The sequence below is a fragment of the Alterinioella nitratireducens genome, from assembly GCF_013155465.1.
Lineage (GTDB): Bacteria > Pseudomonadota > Alphaproteobacteria > Rhodobacterales > Rhodobacteraceae > Alterinioella > Alterinioella nitratireducens.
On the sequence record NZ_JABJVX010000002.1, the window covers coordinates 374,974 to 389,431 of the forward strand.

Here is a 14,458-nt window from a genome sequence, read left to right on the forward strand (position 1 = left end):
GTTGCCATCGGGGCTGTGGTATCGCCAGCCGTGCCCCGGCCCCGTCGGGCTGCATCGGGCATAGCACCGCGCTTAGGCCAGCAGCATCCAGATCGCGACACCGGCCAGGATCGCCCCGAAGGTGAGGTTGAGGATGCGCGCGCTGGCGGGGCCGCGGAAACGGCGGGCGAGGCGGTCGCCCACCACGGTCCAGGTCAGGAAGGCCAAGAGGTTGTTCAGCGTGAAGACGGTCGTAATCAGCACGATCACGGGCAGAGGGTCGGCAGGGTCGAGGAACTGCGTGAACATCAGCGCGATGATGACATAGGCCTTGGGGTTGAGGATCAGCAGCACCGCGCCATCCGCGAAACTGGCCGGGCGCGGGGCAGGGGCAGAGGTCAGCGTGCCCGCGCGGATCAGCCCGAAGGCGAGCCACAGGACATAGAGCGCGCCCGCGATCTTGAGCACGGCAAAGAGGCGCGGGGCCATGTCGAGGGCGGCAACGAAGCCCAATCCGATCCCTGCCGTCACCACCCATGTGGCGATGTGATAGCCCACATTCGCAGGCAGCGTCGCGCGAAGCCCGAAGCGCGCGCCATTGGCGGCGAAGACCATGTTGCCGGGGCCGGGGCTGTAGGCCAGCGGGAAGAGGAAGACGATGAGGGCGAGGGCGATCTCTAGCATCGGGGCGGTCCCTGTTGTGGACGCTCAGGATGCGCGGGGCGGGAAGTGGTGGGCGACCCGGATGTTGCGCAAACGGAAGATGCCTACTTATTCAGGTAAGAATCTTGATAGATTTCTTGGCAAGTCTCACGAGGTTGACGCATGAAGAATTCGACGAGCATGAGCTTGGATGCTGCGGTTCTGGAGGAGGCCAAACGCCCTGGACTCAATATCAGCCAAGCCGCCGAAACGGGCGCGCATCTGGAAGGAAGAGAACGCCGGGGCAATCACGGACCTCAATGCGTTCATCGACGCTGAGGGCGTGCCTCTGGCTGAGTATCGGAAGTTCTGATCCTGGCGGCGCAGTTCGACCTCGATCGAACCGACAAGGCCGCGTTGGTCGTGGGTTCCGGTGCAATCGGTGGAACGGGTGCTGACGCAACTGAACCCGACGGTATTGATCGGTGATATGACCTATATGGTCATGTCGCACTTTCCGGGCGACCCTGACTGTTGCCGGGTTGGGCGAGAGGATCGGATCCCTGTCAATGATGCGCGACGCATTGGTGCGGGCGGTGACTGCGTTGCTCACCGGCGTCCGATCACGTTCCCACCCCCAACCCGAAAAGGCCGGGGGCGGCGCTTTCATCCCGATCCGTCAGCCGGGGATCTTGGCCATGCGCAGGTAGGGCAGCTTGGTGTCGATCGCGCCGTATTTGGCAATCGCGTCCTCGTCCGATACGGCGACGGGCACCACGACATCCTGGCCCACCTGCCAGTTGGCGGGGGTGGCGACGTTTTCCTTCGCGGCGATCTGCAAACCGTCCAGCGCGCGCAGCACCTCGGCGAAGTTGCGGCCCACATTCATTGGATAGGTCATGGAGAGCTTCAGCTTCTTGTCCGGCCCGACGATATAGACGACACGCACGGTGGCGGTGTCATTGGGGGTGCGGCCATCGGGCAGGTAGGCGTCGGCGGGCAGCATGTCGAAGGCCTTGGAGACCTCCAGGTCCTTATCCGCGATGATCGGAAAACCGGCCTTGGCGCCGCCGACCTTCTCGATGTCGGTCTTCCATTTCTTGTGGTCCTCGACCCCGTCCACCGAGATGCCGATCACCTTGGTGCCGCGTTTCTGCCATTCGGCGTCAAGTTGCGCGACGGCGCCGAATTCGGTGGTGCAGACGGGGGTGAAATCCTTCGGGTGCGAGAACAGGATCGCCCAGTTGTCGCCGACGAATTCATGCAGGGAAAAGCTGCCCTGGTCGGTTTCGACATTCAGGTCGGGGATGGTGTCGTTGATGCGCAGGCCCATGACGGTCTCCTCTTACGGTTGCGGTTCCTTGCCGCCAAGATGTGCCTTCCCCCGTGCAGGGGCAAGGGGGTGCGCGGAAGTGTTCAGGGGCGGGCTTGCGGAGGCCCGCGCCGGGTGACAGGTTGCGCGCAACCGAATGCCTGGGAGAAAGCCAATGCCTGATAGCAGAAATTTCTACATCAACGGCCAGTGGGTCGCGCCCGCGACAGCCAATGATCTCGACGTGATCAACCCCTCGACCGAGGAGGTCTGCGCGACGATTTCCCTGGGCGGCCAGGCCGATGTCGATGCCGCCGTCGCCGCCGCGCGCGCCGCGTTCGAGACCTGGTCGAAAAGCAGCAAGGCAGAGCGTCTGGCGCTGCTGCACCGCGTGCTGGAGGTCTACAAGGCGCGCGCCGGGGATATGGCAGAAGCGATCTCGACCGAGATGGGCGCGCCGATCGACCTGGCCAAGACTTCGCAAGTCGGTGCGGGGGCGTTCCATATCCAGAACTTCATCCGCGCGCTTGAAGGCTTCGAATTCGAGCAACCCTTGGGCGATCACGCGCCGAATGATCGCATCATCCATGAGGGTGTCGGCGTCGTCGGCATGATCACGCCGTGGAACTGGCCGATGAACCAGGTCACGCTGAAGGTGATCCCGGCGATTGCGGCGGGGTGCTCGATGGTGCTGAAACCCTCCGAGATCGCGCCGCTCTCGGGGCTTCTCTTTGCCGAGATCATGGATGAGGCCGGGGTGCCCGCGGGCGTCTTCAACCTGGTCAATGGCGACGGCGCGGGGGTCGGCACGATACTGACCAGCCATCCGGGCGTCGATGCGATCAGCTTTACCGGGTCGACGCGCGCCGGGATCGCGATCTCGAAATCCGCCGCCGACACGCTGAAACCCGTCCATCTGGAGCTTGGCGGAAAGGGCGCGAACGTGATCTTCGCCGATGCCGATGAAAAGGCGGTCAAGCGCGGCGCGCAGCATTGTTTCAACAACACGGGCCAAAGCTGCAACGCACCGACGCGGATGCTGGTGGAACGGTCGATCTATGACAGCGCGGTGGAGATAGCCGCCGCGACCGCCGAGAGCACCGCCACCGGCATGTCGGCGGAACCGGGGCGGCATATCGGCCCGCTGGTCAGCCAGGCGCAATGGGACAAGGTGCAGGGGCTGATCGAAAAGGGCATGGCGGAAGGCGCGCGTCTGGTCGCGGGCGGTCCGGGTCGGCCCGAGGGGGTCAATCGCGGCTACTTCGTCCGGCCCACGGTCTTTGCCGATGTGAGCAACGACATGACCATCGCGCGCGAGGAGATCTTTGGCCCGGTGCTGTCGATCATCCCCTTCGAGGATGAGGAAGACGCCGTGCGCATCGCCAATGACACCGAATATGGCCTGACCAATTACGTGCAATCGCAGGACGGCGCGAAACGCAACCGGATGGCGCGGCGGCTGCGCTCGGGCATGGTCGAGATGAACGGCCAGTCACGCGGCGCGGGGGCGCCCTTTGGCGGCATGAAGAAATCCGGCAACGGGCGCGAAGGCGGCGTCTGGGGCTTGATGGATTTCCTGGAGGTCAAGGCGGTCTCGGGCTGGTCGCCAGAGGACGCGTGAGACGCTGACATTTGCAAAACGGGGGCAACCGGGGCAGAGAATGGCCTCGGTTGTTTTCATTCAAGGCCCGCTGCCATGGAATTCGTGCCCGAAACGGTGCTGAAACGCGACATCTTCTCGGAGACGATCGTGGGCCATCTGGCCGAGGATCCGGCGTGCAAGGTGGTCTTGCGCAAGCTGGACGGGGTGCCGTGGTATGCGCGCCCGATTGCGTGGTTCCTGGCGCGGAAAGAGGTGCGGGGGCTGCGCGCGGTGGCCGGGATCGAGGGGGTACCGGAGCTGCTCAGGGTGGATCGTGTCGGGCTTTTGCGCAGCTGGTCAGAGGGCACGCCGCTGCAACTGGCAAAGCCCGACAGCGCCGCGTGGTATCACGATGCCAAGCGCCTGCTGCGCGAGATGCGGGCGCGCGGCGTGGCGCATAACGACATTGCCAAGCCGCAGAACTGGCTGATGACGCCCGAGGGGCGCGCGGCGGTGATCGACTTTCAACTGGCATCGGTGCATCCGCGCAAGGGGCGTTGGTTCCGGCTGCTGGCGCGCGAGGATCTGCGGCACCTGCTGAAACAGAAACGCGCCTTTGCGCCCGGTCTGCTGGTGCCGAGCGAGCGCAGGGTGCTGGCGAAGAAATCGCTGCCCTCGCGGATCTGGATGGCGACGGGCAAGCGGGCCTATAATTTCGTGACGCGGCGGCTGATGAACTGGTCGGACGGGGAAGGCACCGAGGACCGAATCGCGCGCGACGGGCCGGAATTGCGCAAGATCGCGGAGCGGCCCGAGATGTCGGATGTGGTGCTCTGCACCTATGCGCTGCCGGCGCGCGGCGTGGGGGTCTATGCGTTCTACGAGACCTATATGGCGCAGTCCGAATTGCGGGCCCTGGTGCCCGAGGCCCGCGCCGACCTGGTGCAGGCGGTGGCCGAGTTTCCGCGTGACGGGGGCGAGATACGCGAGGATATCCTGCATCTGATCGCCGCGAATCGGCTGGATGAACTGGCCGTGCTGATGGAGGGCGCGCCGGACTTGCAGCCGGTGGTCTCCAGGATCGTTGCGGGACGGCAGAACCTGACGGATCGGGTGTTGAGGCGGTAGGGAATGCCCTGGCGCGGAATCAAGGCCGCAGGCCGCCGCGCCATCGCCGACCCGCCCCACCGGGGCGGCGATTGTTCAATGGAAGAGCGCCAAACGGACCTTTCTCGGACTTGGCAGGGATAAAGTGCAGAGAACCAGTGTTGCATCGCCACCCCGCGGGTCGGCGATGGCGCGCCTCCTCGCCTTCAGAACTCGGGTTTCGCCGTGTATTTCACGCCCTTGCCGCTGTCGGGGTGGTTGAAGCGCAGGGTCTCGGCATGGAGCATCAGGCGCGGGTAATCGCGCGCTGGGCCGCTCGCATAGAAGGGATCGCCCAGGATCGGGTGGCCGATGGCGCGGGCATGCACCCGCAACTGATGCGTGCGTCCCGTCCGGGGCGTCAGGCGCACGCGGGTCTCGCCTCCGCCAGATTTCAGGACGCGCCAGTCGGTCTGCGAGGGTTTGCCGGTGTCATGGCAGACCATTTGCAGGGGCCGGTTGGGCCAGTCCACGATCAGCGGCAGGTCGATTGTGCCGGTCTTCTCCAGCCCCTCGCCATGGACCCGCGCGATATAGGTTTTCCTGACGCTGCGCGCCTCGAACTGGCGGTTCAGGGCGCGCTGCGCGTGGGGGCTGAGGGCAAAGACCATGAGGCCCGAGGTGTCCATGTCCAGCCGATGCACCAGCAGCGCGGTGGGAAAGGCCGCCTGCACGCGGGTCAGCAGGCAATCGGACAGGTGATCCCCGCGACCGGGGACCGAGAGCAGACCGGCGGGCTTGTCGACCAGCACGATCTCATGATCCTGGTGCAGCACGTCCAGGGGCGTGTCGGGGGGGCGGTAGTCATGGGCCATGGCGCGCGGTGTAGCGCCTGGGGCCGCTATTGCAAGGGCGCGCGGGTGGCGATGAGCGCGGTGTTGACCACGATCGCGGCGAAGGCCACCAGCCAGACGATGCGCAGGGTCCGTGTGGCCGGGTCGCGCATCCAGACCCGCATGGCGGAGAGGAACGAGAAGGGGCCGGGATTGATGCTGCCGGTCTCGGCCGCCGCGATGGCGCGGATTTGGAAAAGCGCCCGGAAGGAACAGGTCGCCCAGATCAAGAAGGCCACGCCTTGCAGGCTGAAGAAGGGGAGGGCGAGGATGTCCATGGGGTCCAGTCAAGCGCAGGTCAGGGATCGGCGCAAGTGGGATCGAATTGTCGGCATTCGGAAGGCTGCGCGTTAACCCGCCGGAAACCGGGCCCGCGTCAGGGTCGATGGAATGGATGGGGGCGCCAGCCAAGAAGGTTTGCGCCGATGATGAACAACACAAGCGAAGTGCGGGTGATCAAGCTGAAGGACACGCATCCCGACGAGAAAGGCCATGCCAGCGACATGATGGCCACCTTCCGGATCTGGTCGCTTCTGGGCGGGGCGGAGCAGATGCGCGACAGGACGGTTGCAAACCGGTTTCTCGGATAGATCCGGACCGGCCTTGCGATTTCCGTCGCCGGGTGGCACCGAAGACCCGGACACGGCGTTTGATCCGTGTCATTTGCGAACCGCGCGTTTGCGGCGCAAGATCGGAGTGCAACAGGTGTCAGGGAAGGGGAATCGCCATGCTGGCCATATCATCGCGCAAGATCGCTCAGGTCATCCTGATGGGGCACGAACTGGACCGCGCGGAGGGAGAGCTGCGCGGCTTCATCGAGGCGCTGAACGAGGATGAGCAGGCCGAGCTGGTCGCCGTCATGTGGATCGGACGGGGCAGTTTCGAACCCGCCGATTTCCGCGAGGCGCTGGCCACCGCCTATTCGGAACGCACGACGCCGACCGCCGATTACCTGATCGGCACGCCGCACATGTCCGACCACCTGGAAAGCGGGTTGCAGGAACTGGGGATCGATCCGGGCGACGAGGAAGACGCGCTGCTTTAGCTTGAAGGTCAGGCGTTGACCTTGAGGGAGGACCGGAAGGCCAGCCCGATCAAGGCGACGCCGCCGAGGCCGGTGATCAGCTCTGGCACCTGAAACAGCGTGTGGGCATACATGATGACCGACAGCAGCAGGATCGCGTAGAAGGTCCCGTGTTCGAGGTAGCGGTATTCGTTCAGCGTGCCCTTCTCGACCAGCATGATGGTCATCGAGCGCACATACATCGCCCCGATGCCCAAGCCGATGGCGATGATGAAGAGGTTTTGCGACAGTGCGAAGGCCCCGATCACGCCGTCGAAGGAGAAGCTCGCATCCAGCACTTCGAGGTAGAGGAACGCGCCCAAACCCCCCTTGGCGACGCCGCTTGCCGCGTCCTGCTTGTCCAGCACATGGCCCAGAACATCGACGCAAAGGAACGTCACCAGCCCGTAAAGCGCGGCGGTCACGAATTCGGCCGCGGTCTCGGGGGGCAGGAACCGCGAGAAGCCCAGGATGAAGATCAGGACCACGGCGATCTCGATCCCCTTGATCGAGGCCCAACCCGAGAGCCGTTCCTCGATCCGCCGAATCCAGTGGACGTCCTTTTCTGTGTCGATGAAATAGCTCAGCGCCACCATCATCAGGAAGGTGCCGCCGAAGGCCGAGATGCCCAGTTGCGCGTCGTGCATGATGTCGGCATAGGTCTGCGGCTCGGTCGCGGCCAGGCGCACGGCCTCCCAGGGGCCGACATTGGCGGCGACGACGACGACCAGCAGCGGAAAGACGATCCGCATCCCGAACACCGCGATCAGGATGCCCCAGGTCAGGAACCGGCGTTGCCAGGCAGGGGTCATGGTCTTGAGCTTGTTGGCATTGACGATGGCATTGTCGAAAGAGAGCGAGATCTCCAGCACCGCGAGGATCGCGCAGATGAAGAAGATGCCCATCGTCCCCCGGATCGTGCCGGTATAGGCCCAGCCGACCCAGACGCCCAGCAAGAGGCCGACGACAGTGACGATGAAGGCCCAGCGGAAATAGGACAGGGTCGGACGGGACATGAAGGCTCCGGGGGTGATGTTCGATTACTGGTCGATGAACGAGCCGTCCAGATGCGGCCGCATCTCGATCTCGCGCACCACGTTTTCGGCACTGTATGCGGCATTGGCAAGCCCCGCCCCCAGCCCCGGACCTTGCGGAATGGATAGGTATCCGTCGCGGATGTCGGGCGTCCAGTCAACCAGGTCGGAACCGCGCAGCCGGTTCTCGTGCCCTGTCGCGCCGTCCTTCTGCGTGACCAGCGGCAATTCCTGGATGGCGAAGTTGGAGATCGCCGCGTCCAGTTGCAGGCAGGCCAAGAGCGAGATCGGCGACAGCGGGTTATGCGGTACCACCTGGATGTCATGTGCCTCGGCCAGGGCGGCGATCTTGCGCGCACCGGTGATGCCGCCGCACAGGCACAGCGACACGCGGGCATAGTCGAGCGCGCCGCGCTGGATATGGGCCTGGAACTGGTAGAGCGAGAAAAAGCGCTCGCCGGTGGCCAGCGGAATGCCGATATTGTCCGCGACCCGACCCATCGCCTCGGTGCTGGTCGGCGGAATCGGATCCTCGTAGAACATCGGGCGGAACTGCGCGATCTCGCGGGCGAAGGCGGTCGCCTCGGGCGGGGTCAGACGGCGGTGGATCTCGACGCAGAGGTCCATGTCGGGGCCGACCGCCGCGCGGATATCGGCGATGACCTGCACTGCCTCGTCGATCTTACGGGCATGGCCGCGGGTGTAGACCTCGGACTTGGCCTCATCCAGGAACGGGTTGAGATGGCCGATCGCGGTATAGCCCTGGTCCTTGCGTTGCAAGGCGGCGTCGATCATCTGCTCCTTGGTGGGCGATTTGACATGGGCGTAGACGCGCACCCTGTCGCGGGTCGGCCCGCCCAGAAGGACATGGATGGGGACGCCAAGCGCCTGGCCCTTGATGTCCCACAGCGCGATGTCGATGGCCGAGATCGCGCCGCAGATCGCCGCGCCCGTGAAATGGCCGAAGCGGTGCATGACGGTCCAGTGGGTCTCGATCCGGCCCGGATCCTTGCCGATCAGGTAGGTGGCGAATTTGCCAACGGCGGTGGCGGCGGCCTCGAGATGGCCCCAGGCCCCGCATTCGCCGGTGCCGATCAGTCCCTCATCCGTCTCGATTTGGACATAGAGGTATCGGTTCGCAAAGATCGGGGTGACGCGGGTGATTTTCATGGGGACGGGCCTTTCGCGGGTCAGTCGTTGGTCAGCGGAAAGTGGCACTTGACCACACGGTCGGCGTCGCCCACGCGGGTGGTCGGCGGCACCTCGCGGCATTTGTCCTGCGCCTTCCAACAGCGGGTGCGGAAGCGGCAGCCCGAGGGCGGGTTGACGGGGCTTGGCACCTCGCCCTTGAGAAGCACTTGCTGGCGTTTTTCGCCGCCGATATTGATCTCGGGCTCGGCCGACAGAAGCGCCTTGGTATAGGGGTGGGCGGGGGTCTCGTAGACATCCTCGCAATCGCCCATCTCGACCATCTCGCCCAGATACATCACGCCGATCCGGTCCGAGATGTGGCGCACGATGGACAGGTCGTGGCTGATGCACATATAGGCGACGCCGAACTCCTCCTGCACTTCCTCCAGCAGGTTCACCACCTGCGCCTGGATCGACACATCGAGGGCCGAGACCGGTTCATCGAGGATGATCAGCTCGGGGCCCAGCACCAACGCGCGGGCGATGCCGATGCGTTGCAACTGCCCGCCCGAGAACTCATGCGGGAAGCGGTTGGCAAATTCGGGGCGCAGGCCGACGCGTTCCAGCAATTCGCGCACCCGTTCGGGCCATCTGGCCTTGTCCAGCGTGCCTTCGTGAATCTTCAGGGGCTCGGTCAGGACGTCATAGATCGTCATGCGGGGCGAGAGCGCGGCGAAGGGATCCTGAAACACGACCTGGATACGGCGGCGCAGGGCCTTGTCGGACAGGGCCTGTGGCGTGAAAATGTCCTGACCCTCGAAGGTGACGCGGCCGCTATTGGGGGTTTCCAACCGCAGGAGCGTGCGGGCCAGCGTGGACTTGCCGCAGCCGGATTCGCCGACGATGCCGAAGGTCTCGCCCCGGCGGATGTCGAAGCTGACGCCATCGACCGCCTTGACGGTGCCGGTCTTGCCGCGCAAGAGGCCGCCGCCGACGTCGAAATGCTTGACCAGGTACGAGACCGAGAGAAGCGGTGCAAGGGTCGCGGTTGTCATGTCGTCACCTCGGGCTGTCGATTGCCCTGGCCCGCCTCTTCGGCGACCACATGGCAGGTCACGTCCTGACCCGAGGGGACATGGACCGTGGGCGGGAACTGTTCGGAGCAGACGGGTTTCGCCGCCGTGCAGCGCGGCGCGAAGGGGCAGCCGCGCGAGGCAGCGGCCAGGTTGGGCGGCGAGCCCAGGATCGGGCGCAGCTTGTCGCCTTTCTCAATCGCCTGCGGACGCGAGCCCAGAAGTCCCAGCGTGTAGGGGTGGCGCGGCGTGCCCAGAACCTGCCGGATCGTGCCCGTCTCCATCACCGTGCCGGCATACATGATCGCCACGCGGTCGGCGGTTTCGGCCACCAGCCCCAGGTCATGGGTGATCAGGATCAGCGACATCTGCCGTTCGTCCTTGAGCTGCTGCAACAGGTCCATGATCTGCGCCTGCACCGTCACGTCGAGCGCGGTGGTGGGTTCGTCCGCGATCAGCACCTCGGGGTCCAGCGCGATGCCCATGGCGATCATCGCCCGCTGGCGCATACCGCCCGAGAACTGGTGCGGATAATCGTCCAGCCGCCGCTCCGGTTCGGGGATGCCGACTTTTGTCAGCAACGCGATGCTGGCCGCACGAATTTCACGACGCGTCATTTGTGGTCGGTGGACGCGGAACATCTCGCCGATTTGCCAGCCAACAGTATAGACCGGGTTCAGCGCGGTCAGCGCATCCTGGAACACCATGGCGATCTTCTCGCCGGTGTAGCGCCACCAGTCCCTTTGCCGGACGGCCTGCAGATCCTCGCCCTTGAAGCGCATCGCGTCGGCGGTGATATGGGCGGGCGGGCTTTGCAGCAGGCGCATCGCGGCCATCATCGACACCGTCTTGCCCGAGCCGCTTTCGCCGACGATGGCGAAGGTCTCGCCCTTGTCGACATGGAAGCTGACCCCGCGCACGGCGTGAACGGTCTGCGCCGGTGAGCGGAAGGCGACATTGAGGTTGCTCAGTTCGAACTGGTGTCGGGTCATGCCTGTTTCGCCCTTTCAAAGCGCCAGCGTTCGCGCGGATCACGGATGCGGCGGGTCCAGTTTGCCATCAGGTTGATCGAGAGGGTCGAGAGCATGATCATCAGGCCGGGAAAGAAGGCCATCCACCACGCCGTTTCCAGGTAGTCCTTGCCCTGGCTGACCATCAGACCCCAGGTGATGTTGGGGGCCTGCACGCCGATGCCCAGAAAGGACAGCGAGCTTTCCGACAGCATGATCAACGCGAAGTCGATGGTAACGATATTGATCACGGTCGGGATCACCATAGGCCCGATATGCATGGCGATGATCTGGTATGGCCTGGCCCCGATGACGCGCGCGGCATCGACGAAGAGACGCTCGCGCAGCTCCAGAACCTCGGCCCGTGCGACGCGGATATAGACCGGCAATTGCCCCACCGCGAGGACCAGGATCAGGTTCAGCGGCGAGGGGCTGAGCATGTAGAGCACCACCATCGCCAGCAGGATCGAGGGAAAGCTTTGCAGGACGTCGGAAAGCTGCATGATGACCCGGCCCGTCCAGCCGCCCTTGAATCCGGCCCAGAGGCCGATCAGCGTGCCGATGATCAGCGCCGCGATGGCCGAGGCCATCGCGATACCCAGGGTGACGCGGGTGGCGACGATGATGCGGGCCAGGATCGGACGGCCAAGCGCATCGGCGCCCAGGATATTGACCAGGCCGCCCTCGGTGGTGCCGAAGGGCGCGGCGCGGGCGGCCAGGTTCATGCCACGGGCGAGATCGCCGAAGAGCCATTCGCCGAACAGCGCGCAGAACAGGAGGAACAGCAGCCAAAGGGCCGCCAGCACGGCGACCGGGTCGCGGATCAGGAAGTAGAGATAGGGCGTGCGGGTGCGCGTCGCCACCATCTCGGCCTGGATCGACGGCGCGCCGGGCGGGTTGTCGCGGGTGTTGTTCAGCTCGGTCATCGCGCCCTCACTTGTGCCGGATCCGGGGATCGAGCAGCGCGTAGGCCACGTCGATCAGGATATTCATCAGGAAGATCACCACGGCGGTGATCACGACGCCCGCCTGCACCACGGCGAAATCGCGTTGCTGGATGGCGTCGATCATCAGCTTGCCGACGCCGGGAAAGCCGAAGATGCTTTCGATCACGACCGACCCGTTGATGAAGCCCACCGCCTGGTTGCCGGCCATGGTCAGGATCGGCAGCGACGCATTGCGCAGCGCGTGGACGAAGAGGACCGAGCGGAACGGCACGCCCTTGGATTTCGCGGTGCGCACATAGGGCGCGGTCAGTGCGCGGATCATCGCCTCGCGCACGACTTGCGCCAGCAGGCCGAGCGGGCGCAGCGTCAGCACGGTAATGGGCAAAATCCAGTATTCCCAGCCGCCGATGCCCGAGGTCGGCACCACCCGCAGCCAGACCGCGAAGACCGAGATCAGCGTCAGCGCGACCCAGAAATTCGGGGCGGAGGCGCTGGCCAGCGACAGGATCGAGATCACCCGATCCAGAAGGCCGGTGGGCCGGACCGCCGCCCAGACACCCAGGAGCACCGCCCCGATGACGGAGATGAGCATGGTCAGTCCGGCCAGTTTCAGCGAGGTCGGATAGGCCTCCAGCACGATCTGCGCGGCGGGACGCGCCTGGCGCAGGCTTTCGCCCAGGTCGAGGCGGAAGAGGCCGCTGAAGAATTCCCAGAACTGCACGATCATGGGACGGTCGAGGCCGTGGATGCGGATGTATTCCTGCCGCGCCGCCTCCGAGGCGTCGTCGGGCAGGTAGAGGTCGGCGGGGCTGCCGGTCAGGCGGACCAGGAAGAAGACCAGGACGACAAGGCCGATCAGCGAGATCAGGCTTTGGGCCATCCGGGCGAGAACGAAATTGCCCATGGGGTGCGGGCTCCCTTTTTGGCGGGTATCCGGTGTGCGCGCGGGCATGATGCGCCGTCGGGACGACAGGCGAAAGCGGCGGGCCGGATTGCGGTGATCTGGGGAAGGCGCGGGTAGAGGGGGTGGCAGGGGCCCAGGGTGCGTGGCCCCTGCCGGTGGTGCGATCAGTTGAAGGTCACTTCCTCGATCAGGAAGGTGGACGGGTTCTTGCCCGACACATCATAGCTGATCCTGGGCCCGATCCGGGCAAAGGCGACCTGGTGGCCGATCACGGCGTCGACCTGGACATCCTCGTGCATGAAGCGCACGACCTCCTGCCAGGCGGCTTCGCGTTCCGGGCCCTGCGGGGTGGCCAGCGCGGTCTGGATCATCTCGTCCAGTTCGGGCAGGCAGATCGGGTTGCGGTTCGAGTCGCAGAGGTGGCGGGTCAGCGAAAAGCCGGCATCGCCCTTGTCGTTGTCATGGCGCGACAGCAGGATCACGGCACGATCTTCGCCGCGGGGTTCATCGCGGTATTCACGATAGACGCCGGATTCGACCAGCTCCATCCGGGCGTTGAAGCCTGCAGCCTGCAACATCAGCGCCATCGCCTCGACCAACTCGTTCGAGCCGGGGAACCGGTCGTTGATATACATTACGGTGATCTCGCGATCCACGTCGACACCGTCGGCGCGCGCCTCTTCCAGAAGCTCGGTCACCCGGTCCGGGTCATAGGGGTGCGGAACCAGATCGGGGTTCGAGCCGCTGATCGACGGGCCGATGATGGCGGTGCCCAGAACGGTTTCGGCGGGCAGGATGGTGCCGAGCAGCGCCTCGCGGTCGATGGCGAGGTTCACGGCCATGCGCACGCGCAGGTCATCCAGCGGAGCCTCCCATGCGCCGAGGATGAAATAGATCGTCTCGAAGTTCTGATAGGCGACGTCCATGCCGGTGGTTGCCAGTTCCTCGGGCACCGAGAAGGTGAAATCGGCCTCGCCGACCTCGACCATGCTGGCGCGGACCGAGCCTTCGCCGCGGAACACGAAGGTTGCGCGCTCGACCTCGGGCTGGTCGCCCCAGTAATCGGGGTTGCGTTCCAGCACGATCTGCACCCCGGCCTGCCATTCGGCCAGCGTGTAGGGGCCGGTGCCGACAGGTGCGCGGGTCAGCGCGTCGAACGGCGTGTTGGGCGAGACGATCGGCACCTGGCTGAGGCGGGTGTCGAAGACCGGCTCGGCCTGGCTGAGCGAGAATTCGACGGTAAACTCGTCGATCGCCTCGGCGGTGAAGGTCATGTGATCCCAGTACTTGTTCCGGGCGATCTGCTCGAGGTCGGTATTGAACAGGCGCTCGACCGAGTAGACGACGGCATCGGCGTTGAAGGGCGCGCCGTCATGGAAGGTGACGCCCTCGCGCAGCGTGTAGCGATAGGTGGTGTCGTCCACCTGCTCCCACGCGGTGGCGAGCCGGGGCTGCAGAGAGCTGTCGGAGAGGTCCAGCAGGGTCAGCGTCTCGATCACGTTCTGACGCAGGATCGGGCCGGTCTGGCTGTAGTCGAAATTGCCGGGGTCGATATTGGGCGGTTCCGACGACTGGACGATAACGATCTCGCCCTCGGCGGGTTGTGCGGCCACGGGGGCGACACCCATCGAGACGGCGATGATGGCGGCGGCCAGAACCGGTGTCCCCAGTCGGTCCCCCATCTGGCTGATGCGCTCGGCAAATGACATTCGAACTCCTCCTTCGAGTTTTCCCGAGAACCGGTGCCGCTGTCAGGCTTCGCCGCAGGGCGAAAAACCATGGCAAACGTCGATCCCCTCCCT

At 65.1% G+C, this 14,458-nt stretch carries 15 protein-coding genes and 1 pseudogene; 5 read left to right on the forward strand and 11 right to left on the reverse strand.

What is annotated here, in order from left to right; genetic code table 11:
* Positions 1 to 72: 72 nt before the first annotated feature.
* Positions 73 to 663, reverse strand: coding sequence for a LysE family translocator (locus HNS34_RS05015; protein ID WP_172318662.1), 591 nt, complete (start codon positions 661 to 663; stop codon positions 73 to 75).
* 159 nt (positions 664 to 822) lie between these two features.
* Between HNS34_RS05015 and HNS34_RS05020 the strand changes: the two are divergent.
* Positions 823 to 994 (forward strand): annotated as a pseudogene (locus HNS34_RS05020) (type II toxin-antitoxin system CcdA family antitoxin).
* Positions 995 to 1,300: 306 nt separating this feature from the next.
* Here HNS34_RS05020 and HNS34_RS05025 read toward each other — a convergent pair.
* Complete coding sequence (locus tag HNS34_RS05025) at positions 1,301 to 1,954, reverse strand: peroxiredoxin (RefSeq protein ID WP_172318664.1); 654 nt, start codon at positions 1,952 to 1,954, stop codon at positions 1,301 to 1,303.
* A gap of 154 nt (positions 1,955 to 2,108) precedes the next feature.
* Between HNS34_RS05025 and HNS34_RS05030 the strand changes: the two genes are divergently transcribed.
* Both HNS34_RS05030 and HNS34_RS05035 read left to right on the forward strand, forming a co-directional pair.
* Positions 2,109 to 3,554 carry an aldehyde dehydrogenase family protein gene (locus tag HNS34_RS05030; RefSeq protein ID WP_172318666.1) on the forward strand — a complete coding sequence of 482 codons (1,446 nt, stop codon included), beginning with the start codon at positions 2,109 to 2,111 and terminating at the stop codon, positions 3,552 to 3,554.
* 75 nt (positions 3,555 to 3,629) lie between these two features.
* The gene (locus tag HNS34_RS05035) at positions 3,630 to 4,643 is read left to right on the forward strand and encodes a serine/threonine protein kinase (RefSeq protein WP_172318668.1); all 1,014 of its coding nucleotides are present in this window, start codon (positions 3,630 to 3,632) and stop codon (positions 4,641 to 4,643) included.
* 185 nt (positions 4,644 to 4,828) lie between these two features.
* On the opposite strand, the gene HNS34_RS05040 is transcribed toward HNS34_RS05035, so the two are convergent.
* Both HNS34_RS05040 and HNS34_RS05045 read right to left on the reverse strand, forming a co-directional pair.
* Positions 4,829 to 5,476, reverse strand: a complete 648-nt coding sequence (locus HNS34_RS05040) for an RluA family pseudouridine synthase (protein WP_172318670.1) — start codon at positions 5,474 to 5,476, stop codon at positions 4,829 to 4,831.
* A 26-nt stretch (positions 5,477 to 5,502) separates the two neighbouring features.
* The gene (locus HNS34_RS05045) at positions 5,503 to 5,772 is read right to left on the reverse strand and encodes a hypothetical protein (protein ID WP_172318672.1); all 270 of its coding nucleotides are present in this window, start codon (positions 5,770 to 5,772) and stop codon (positions 5,503 to 5,505) included.
* A 147-nt stretch (positions 5,773 to 5,919) separates the two neighbouring features.
* On the opposite strand from HNS34_RS05045, the gene HNS34_RS05050 reads away from it, so the two are divergent.
* Both HNS34_RS05050 and HNS34_RS05055 read left to right on the forward strand, forming a co-directional pair.
* Positions 5,920 to 6,084, forward strand: coding sequence for a hypothetical protein (locus HNS34_RS05050; protein WP_172318674.1), 165 nt, complete (start codon positions 5,920 to 5,922; stop codon positions 6,082 to 6,084).
* Between the two features lie 137 nt (positions 6,085 to 6,221).
* On the forward strand, positions 6,222 to 6,539 hold the full coding sequence (locus HNS34_RS05055) for a DUF3775 domain-containing protein (protein WP_172318676.1): 318 nt from the start codon (positions 6,222 to 6,224) through the stop codon (positions 6,537 to 6,539).
* Between the two features lie 8 nt (positions 6,540 to 6,547).
* Here the strand turns inward: HNS34_RS05055 and HNS34_RS05060 are convergent, their stop codons facing one another.
* From HNS34_RS05060 to HNS34_RS05090, 7 genes are all read right to left on the reverse strand, one after another.
* Positions 6,548 to 7,573, reverse strand: a complete 1,026-nt coding sequence (locus HNS34_RS05060) for a DUF475 domain-containing protein (RefSeq protein WP_172318678.1) — start codon at positions 7,571 to 7,573, stop codon at positions 6,548 to 6,550.
* A gap of 24 nt (positions 7,574 to 7,597) precedes the next feature.
* A complete protein-coding gene (gene dgoD / locus HNS34_RS05065; protein ID WP_172318680.1) occupies positions 7,598 to 8,761 on the reverse strand; it encodes a galactonate dehydratase in 1,164 nt (387 codons plus the stop codon).
* A 20-nt stretch (positions 8,762 to 8,781) separates the two neighbouring features.
* Positions 8,782 to 9,777 carry an ABC transporter ATP-binding protein gene (locus HNS34_RS05070; protein ID WP_172318682.1) on the reverse strand — a complete coding sequence of 332 codons (996 nt, stop codon included), beginning with the start codon at positions 9,775 to 9,777 and terminating at the stop codon, positions 8,782 to 8,784.
* Entirely contained in the window at positions 9,774 to 10,787 is a 1,014-nt protein-coding gene (locus tag HNS34_RS05075) for an ABC transporter ATP-binding protein (protein WP_172318684.1), read from the reverse strand. Before HNS34_RS05075 ends, HNS34_RS05070 begins: the two co-directional genes overlap by 4 nt.
* Entirely contained in the window at positions 10,784 to 11,731 is a 948-nt protein-coding gene (locus HNS34_RS05080; protein WP_214647421.1) for an ABC transporter permease, read from the reverse strand. The genes HNS34_RS05075 and HNS34_RS05080 overlap by 4 nt, the downstream gene beginning before the upstream one ends.
* A gap of 7 nt (positions 11,732 to 11,738) precedes the next feature.
* A complete protein-coding gene (locus HNS34_RS05085; RefSeq protein WP_172318686.1) occupies positions 11,739 to 12,656 on the reverse strand; it encodes an ABC transporter permease in 918 nt (305 codons plus the stop codon).
* A 164-nt stretch (positions 12,657 to 12,820) separates the two neighbouring features.
* Positions 12,821 to 14,365, reverse strand: a complete 1,545-nt coding sequence (locus HNS34_RS05090) for an ABC transporter substrate-binding protein (RefSeq protein WP_172318687.1) — start codon at positions 14,363 to 14,365, stop codon at positions 12,821 to 12,823.
* Between the last annotated feature and the right edge of the window lie 93 nt (positions 14,366 to 14,458).

Bases quoted from the DNA above. Each gene is read 5' to 3' on its own strand.
- HNS34_RS05030 (WP_172318666.1), top strand. From the start codon at position 2,109: ATGCCTGATAGCAGAAATTTCTACATCAACGGCCAGTGGGTCGCGCCC.
- HNS34_RS05045 (WP_172318672.1), bottom strand. From the start codon at position 5,772: ATGGACATCCTCGCCCTCCCCTTCTTCAGCCTGCAAGGCGTGGCCTTC.
- HNS34_RS05025 (WP_172318664.1), bottom strand. From the start codon at position 1,954: ATGGGCCTGCGCATCAACGACACCATCCCCGACCTGAATGTCGAAACC.
- HNS34_RS05040 (WP_172318670.1), bottom strand. From the start codon at position 5,476: ATGGCCCATGACTACCGCCCCCCCGACACGCCCCTGGACGTGCTGCAC.
- HNS34_RS05015 (WP_172318662.1), bottom strand. From the start codon at position 663: ATGCTAGAGATCGCCCTCGCCCTCATCGTCTTCCTCTTCCCGCTGGCC.
- HNS34_RS05055 (WP_172318676.1), top strand. From the start codon at position 6,222: ATGCTGGCCATATCATCGCGCAAGATCGCTCAGGTCATCCTGATGGGG.
- HNS34_RS05060 (WP_172318678.1), bottom strand. From the start codon at position 7,573: ATGTCCCGTCCGACCCTGTCCTATTTCCGCTGGGCCTTCATCGTCACT.
- HNS34_RS05050 (WP_172318674.1), top strand. From the start codon at position 5,920: ATGATGAACAACACAAGCGAAGTGCGGGTGATCAAGCTGAAGGACACG.
- HNS34_RS05080 (WP_214647421.1), bottom strand. From the start codon at position 11,731: ATGACCGAGCTGAACAACACCCGCGACAACCCGCCCGGCGCGCCGTCG.
- HNS34_RS05070 (WP_172318682.1), bottom strand. From the start codon at position 9,777: ATGACAACCGCGACCCTTGCACCGCTTCTCTCGGTCTCGTACCTGGTC.
- HNS34_RS05035 (WP_172318668.1), top strand. From the start codon at position 3,630: ATGGAATTCGTGCCCGAAACGGTGCTGAAACGCGACATCTTCTCGGAG.
- HNS34_RS05075 (WP_172318684.1), bottom strand. From the start codon at position 10,787: ATGACCCGACACCAGTTCGAACTGAGCAACCTCAATGTCGCCTTCCGC.
- HNS34_RS05085 (WP_172318686.1), bottom strand. From the start codon at position 12,656: ATGGGCAATTTCGTTCTCGCCCGGATGGCCCAAAGCCTGATCTCGCTG.
- dgoD (WP_172318680.1), bottom strand. From the start codon at position 8,761: ATGAAAATCACCCGCGTCACCCCGATCTTTGCGAACCGATACCTCTAT.
- HNS34_RS05090 (WP_172318687.1), bottom strand. From the start codon at position 14,365: ATGTCATTTGCCGAGCGCATCAGCCAGATGGGGGACCGACTGGGGACA.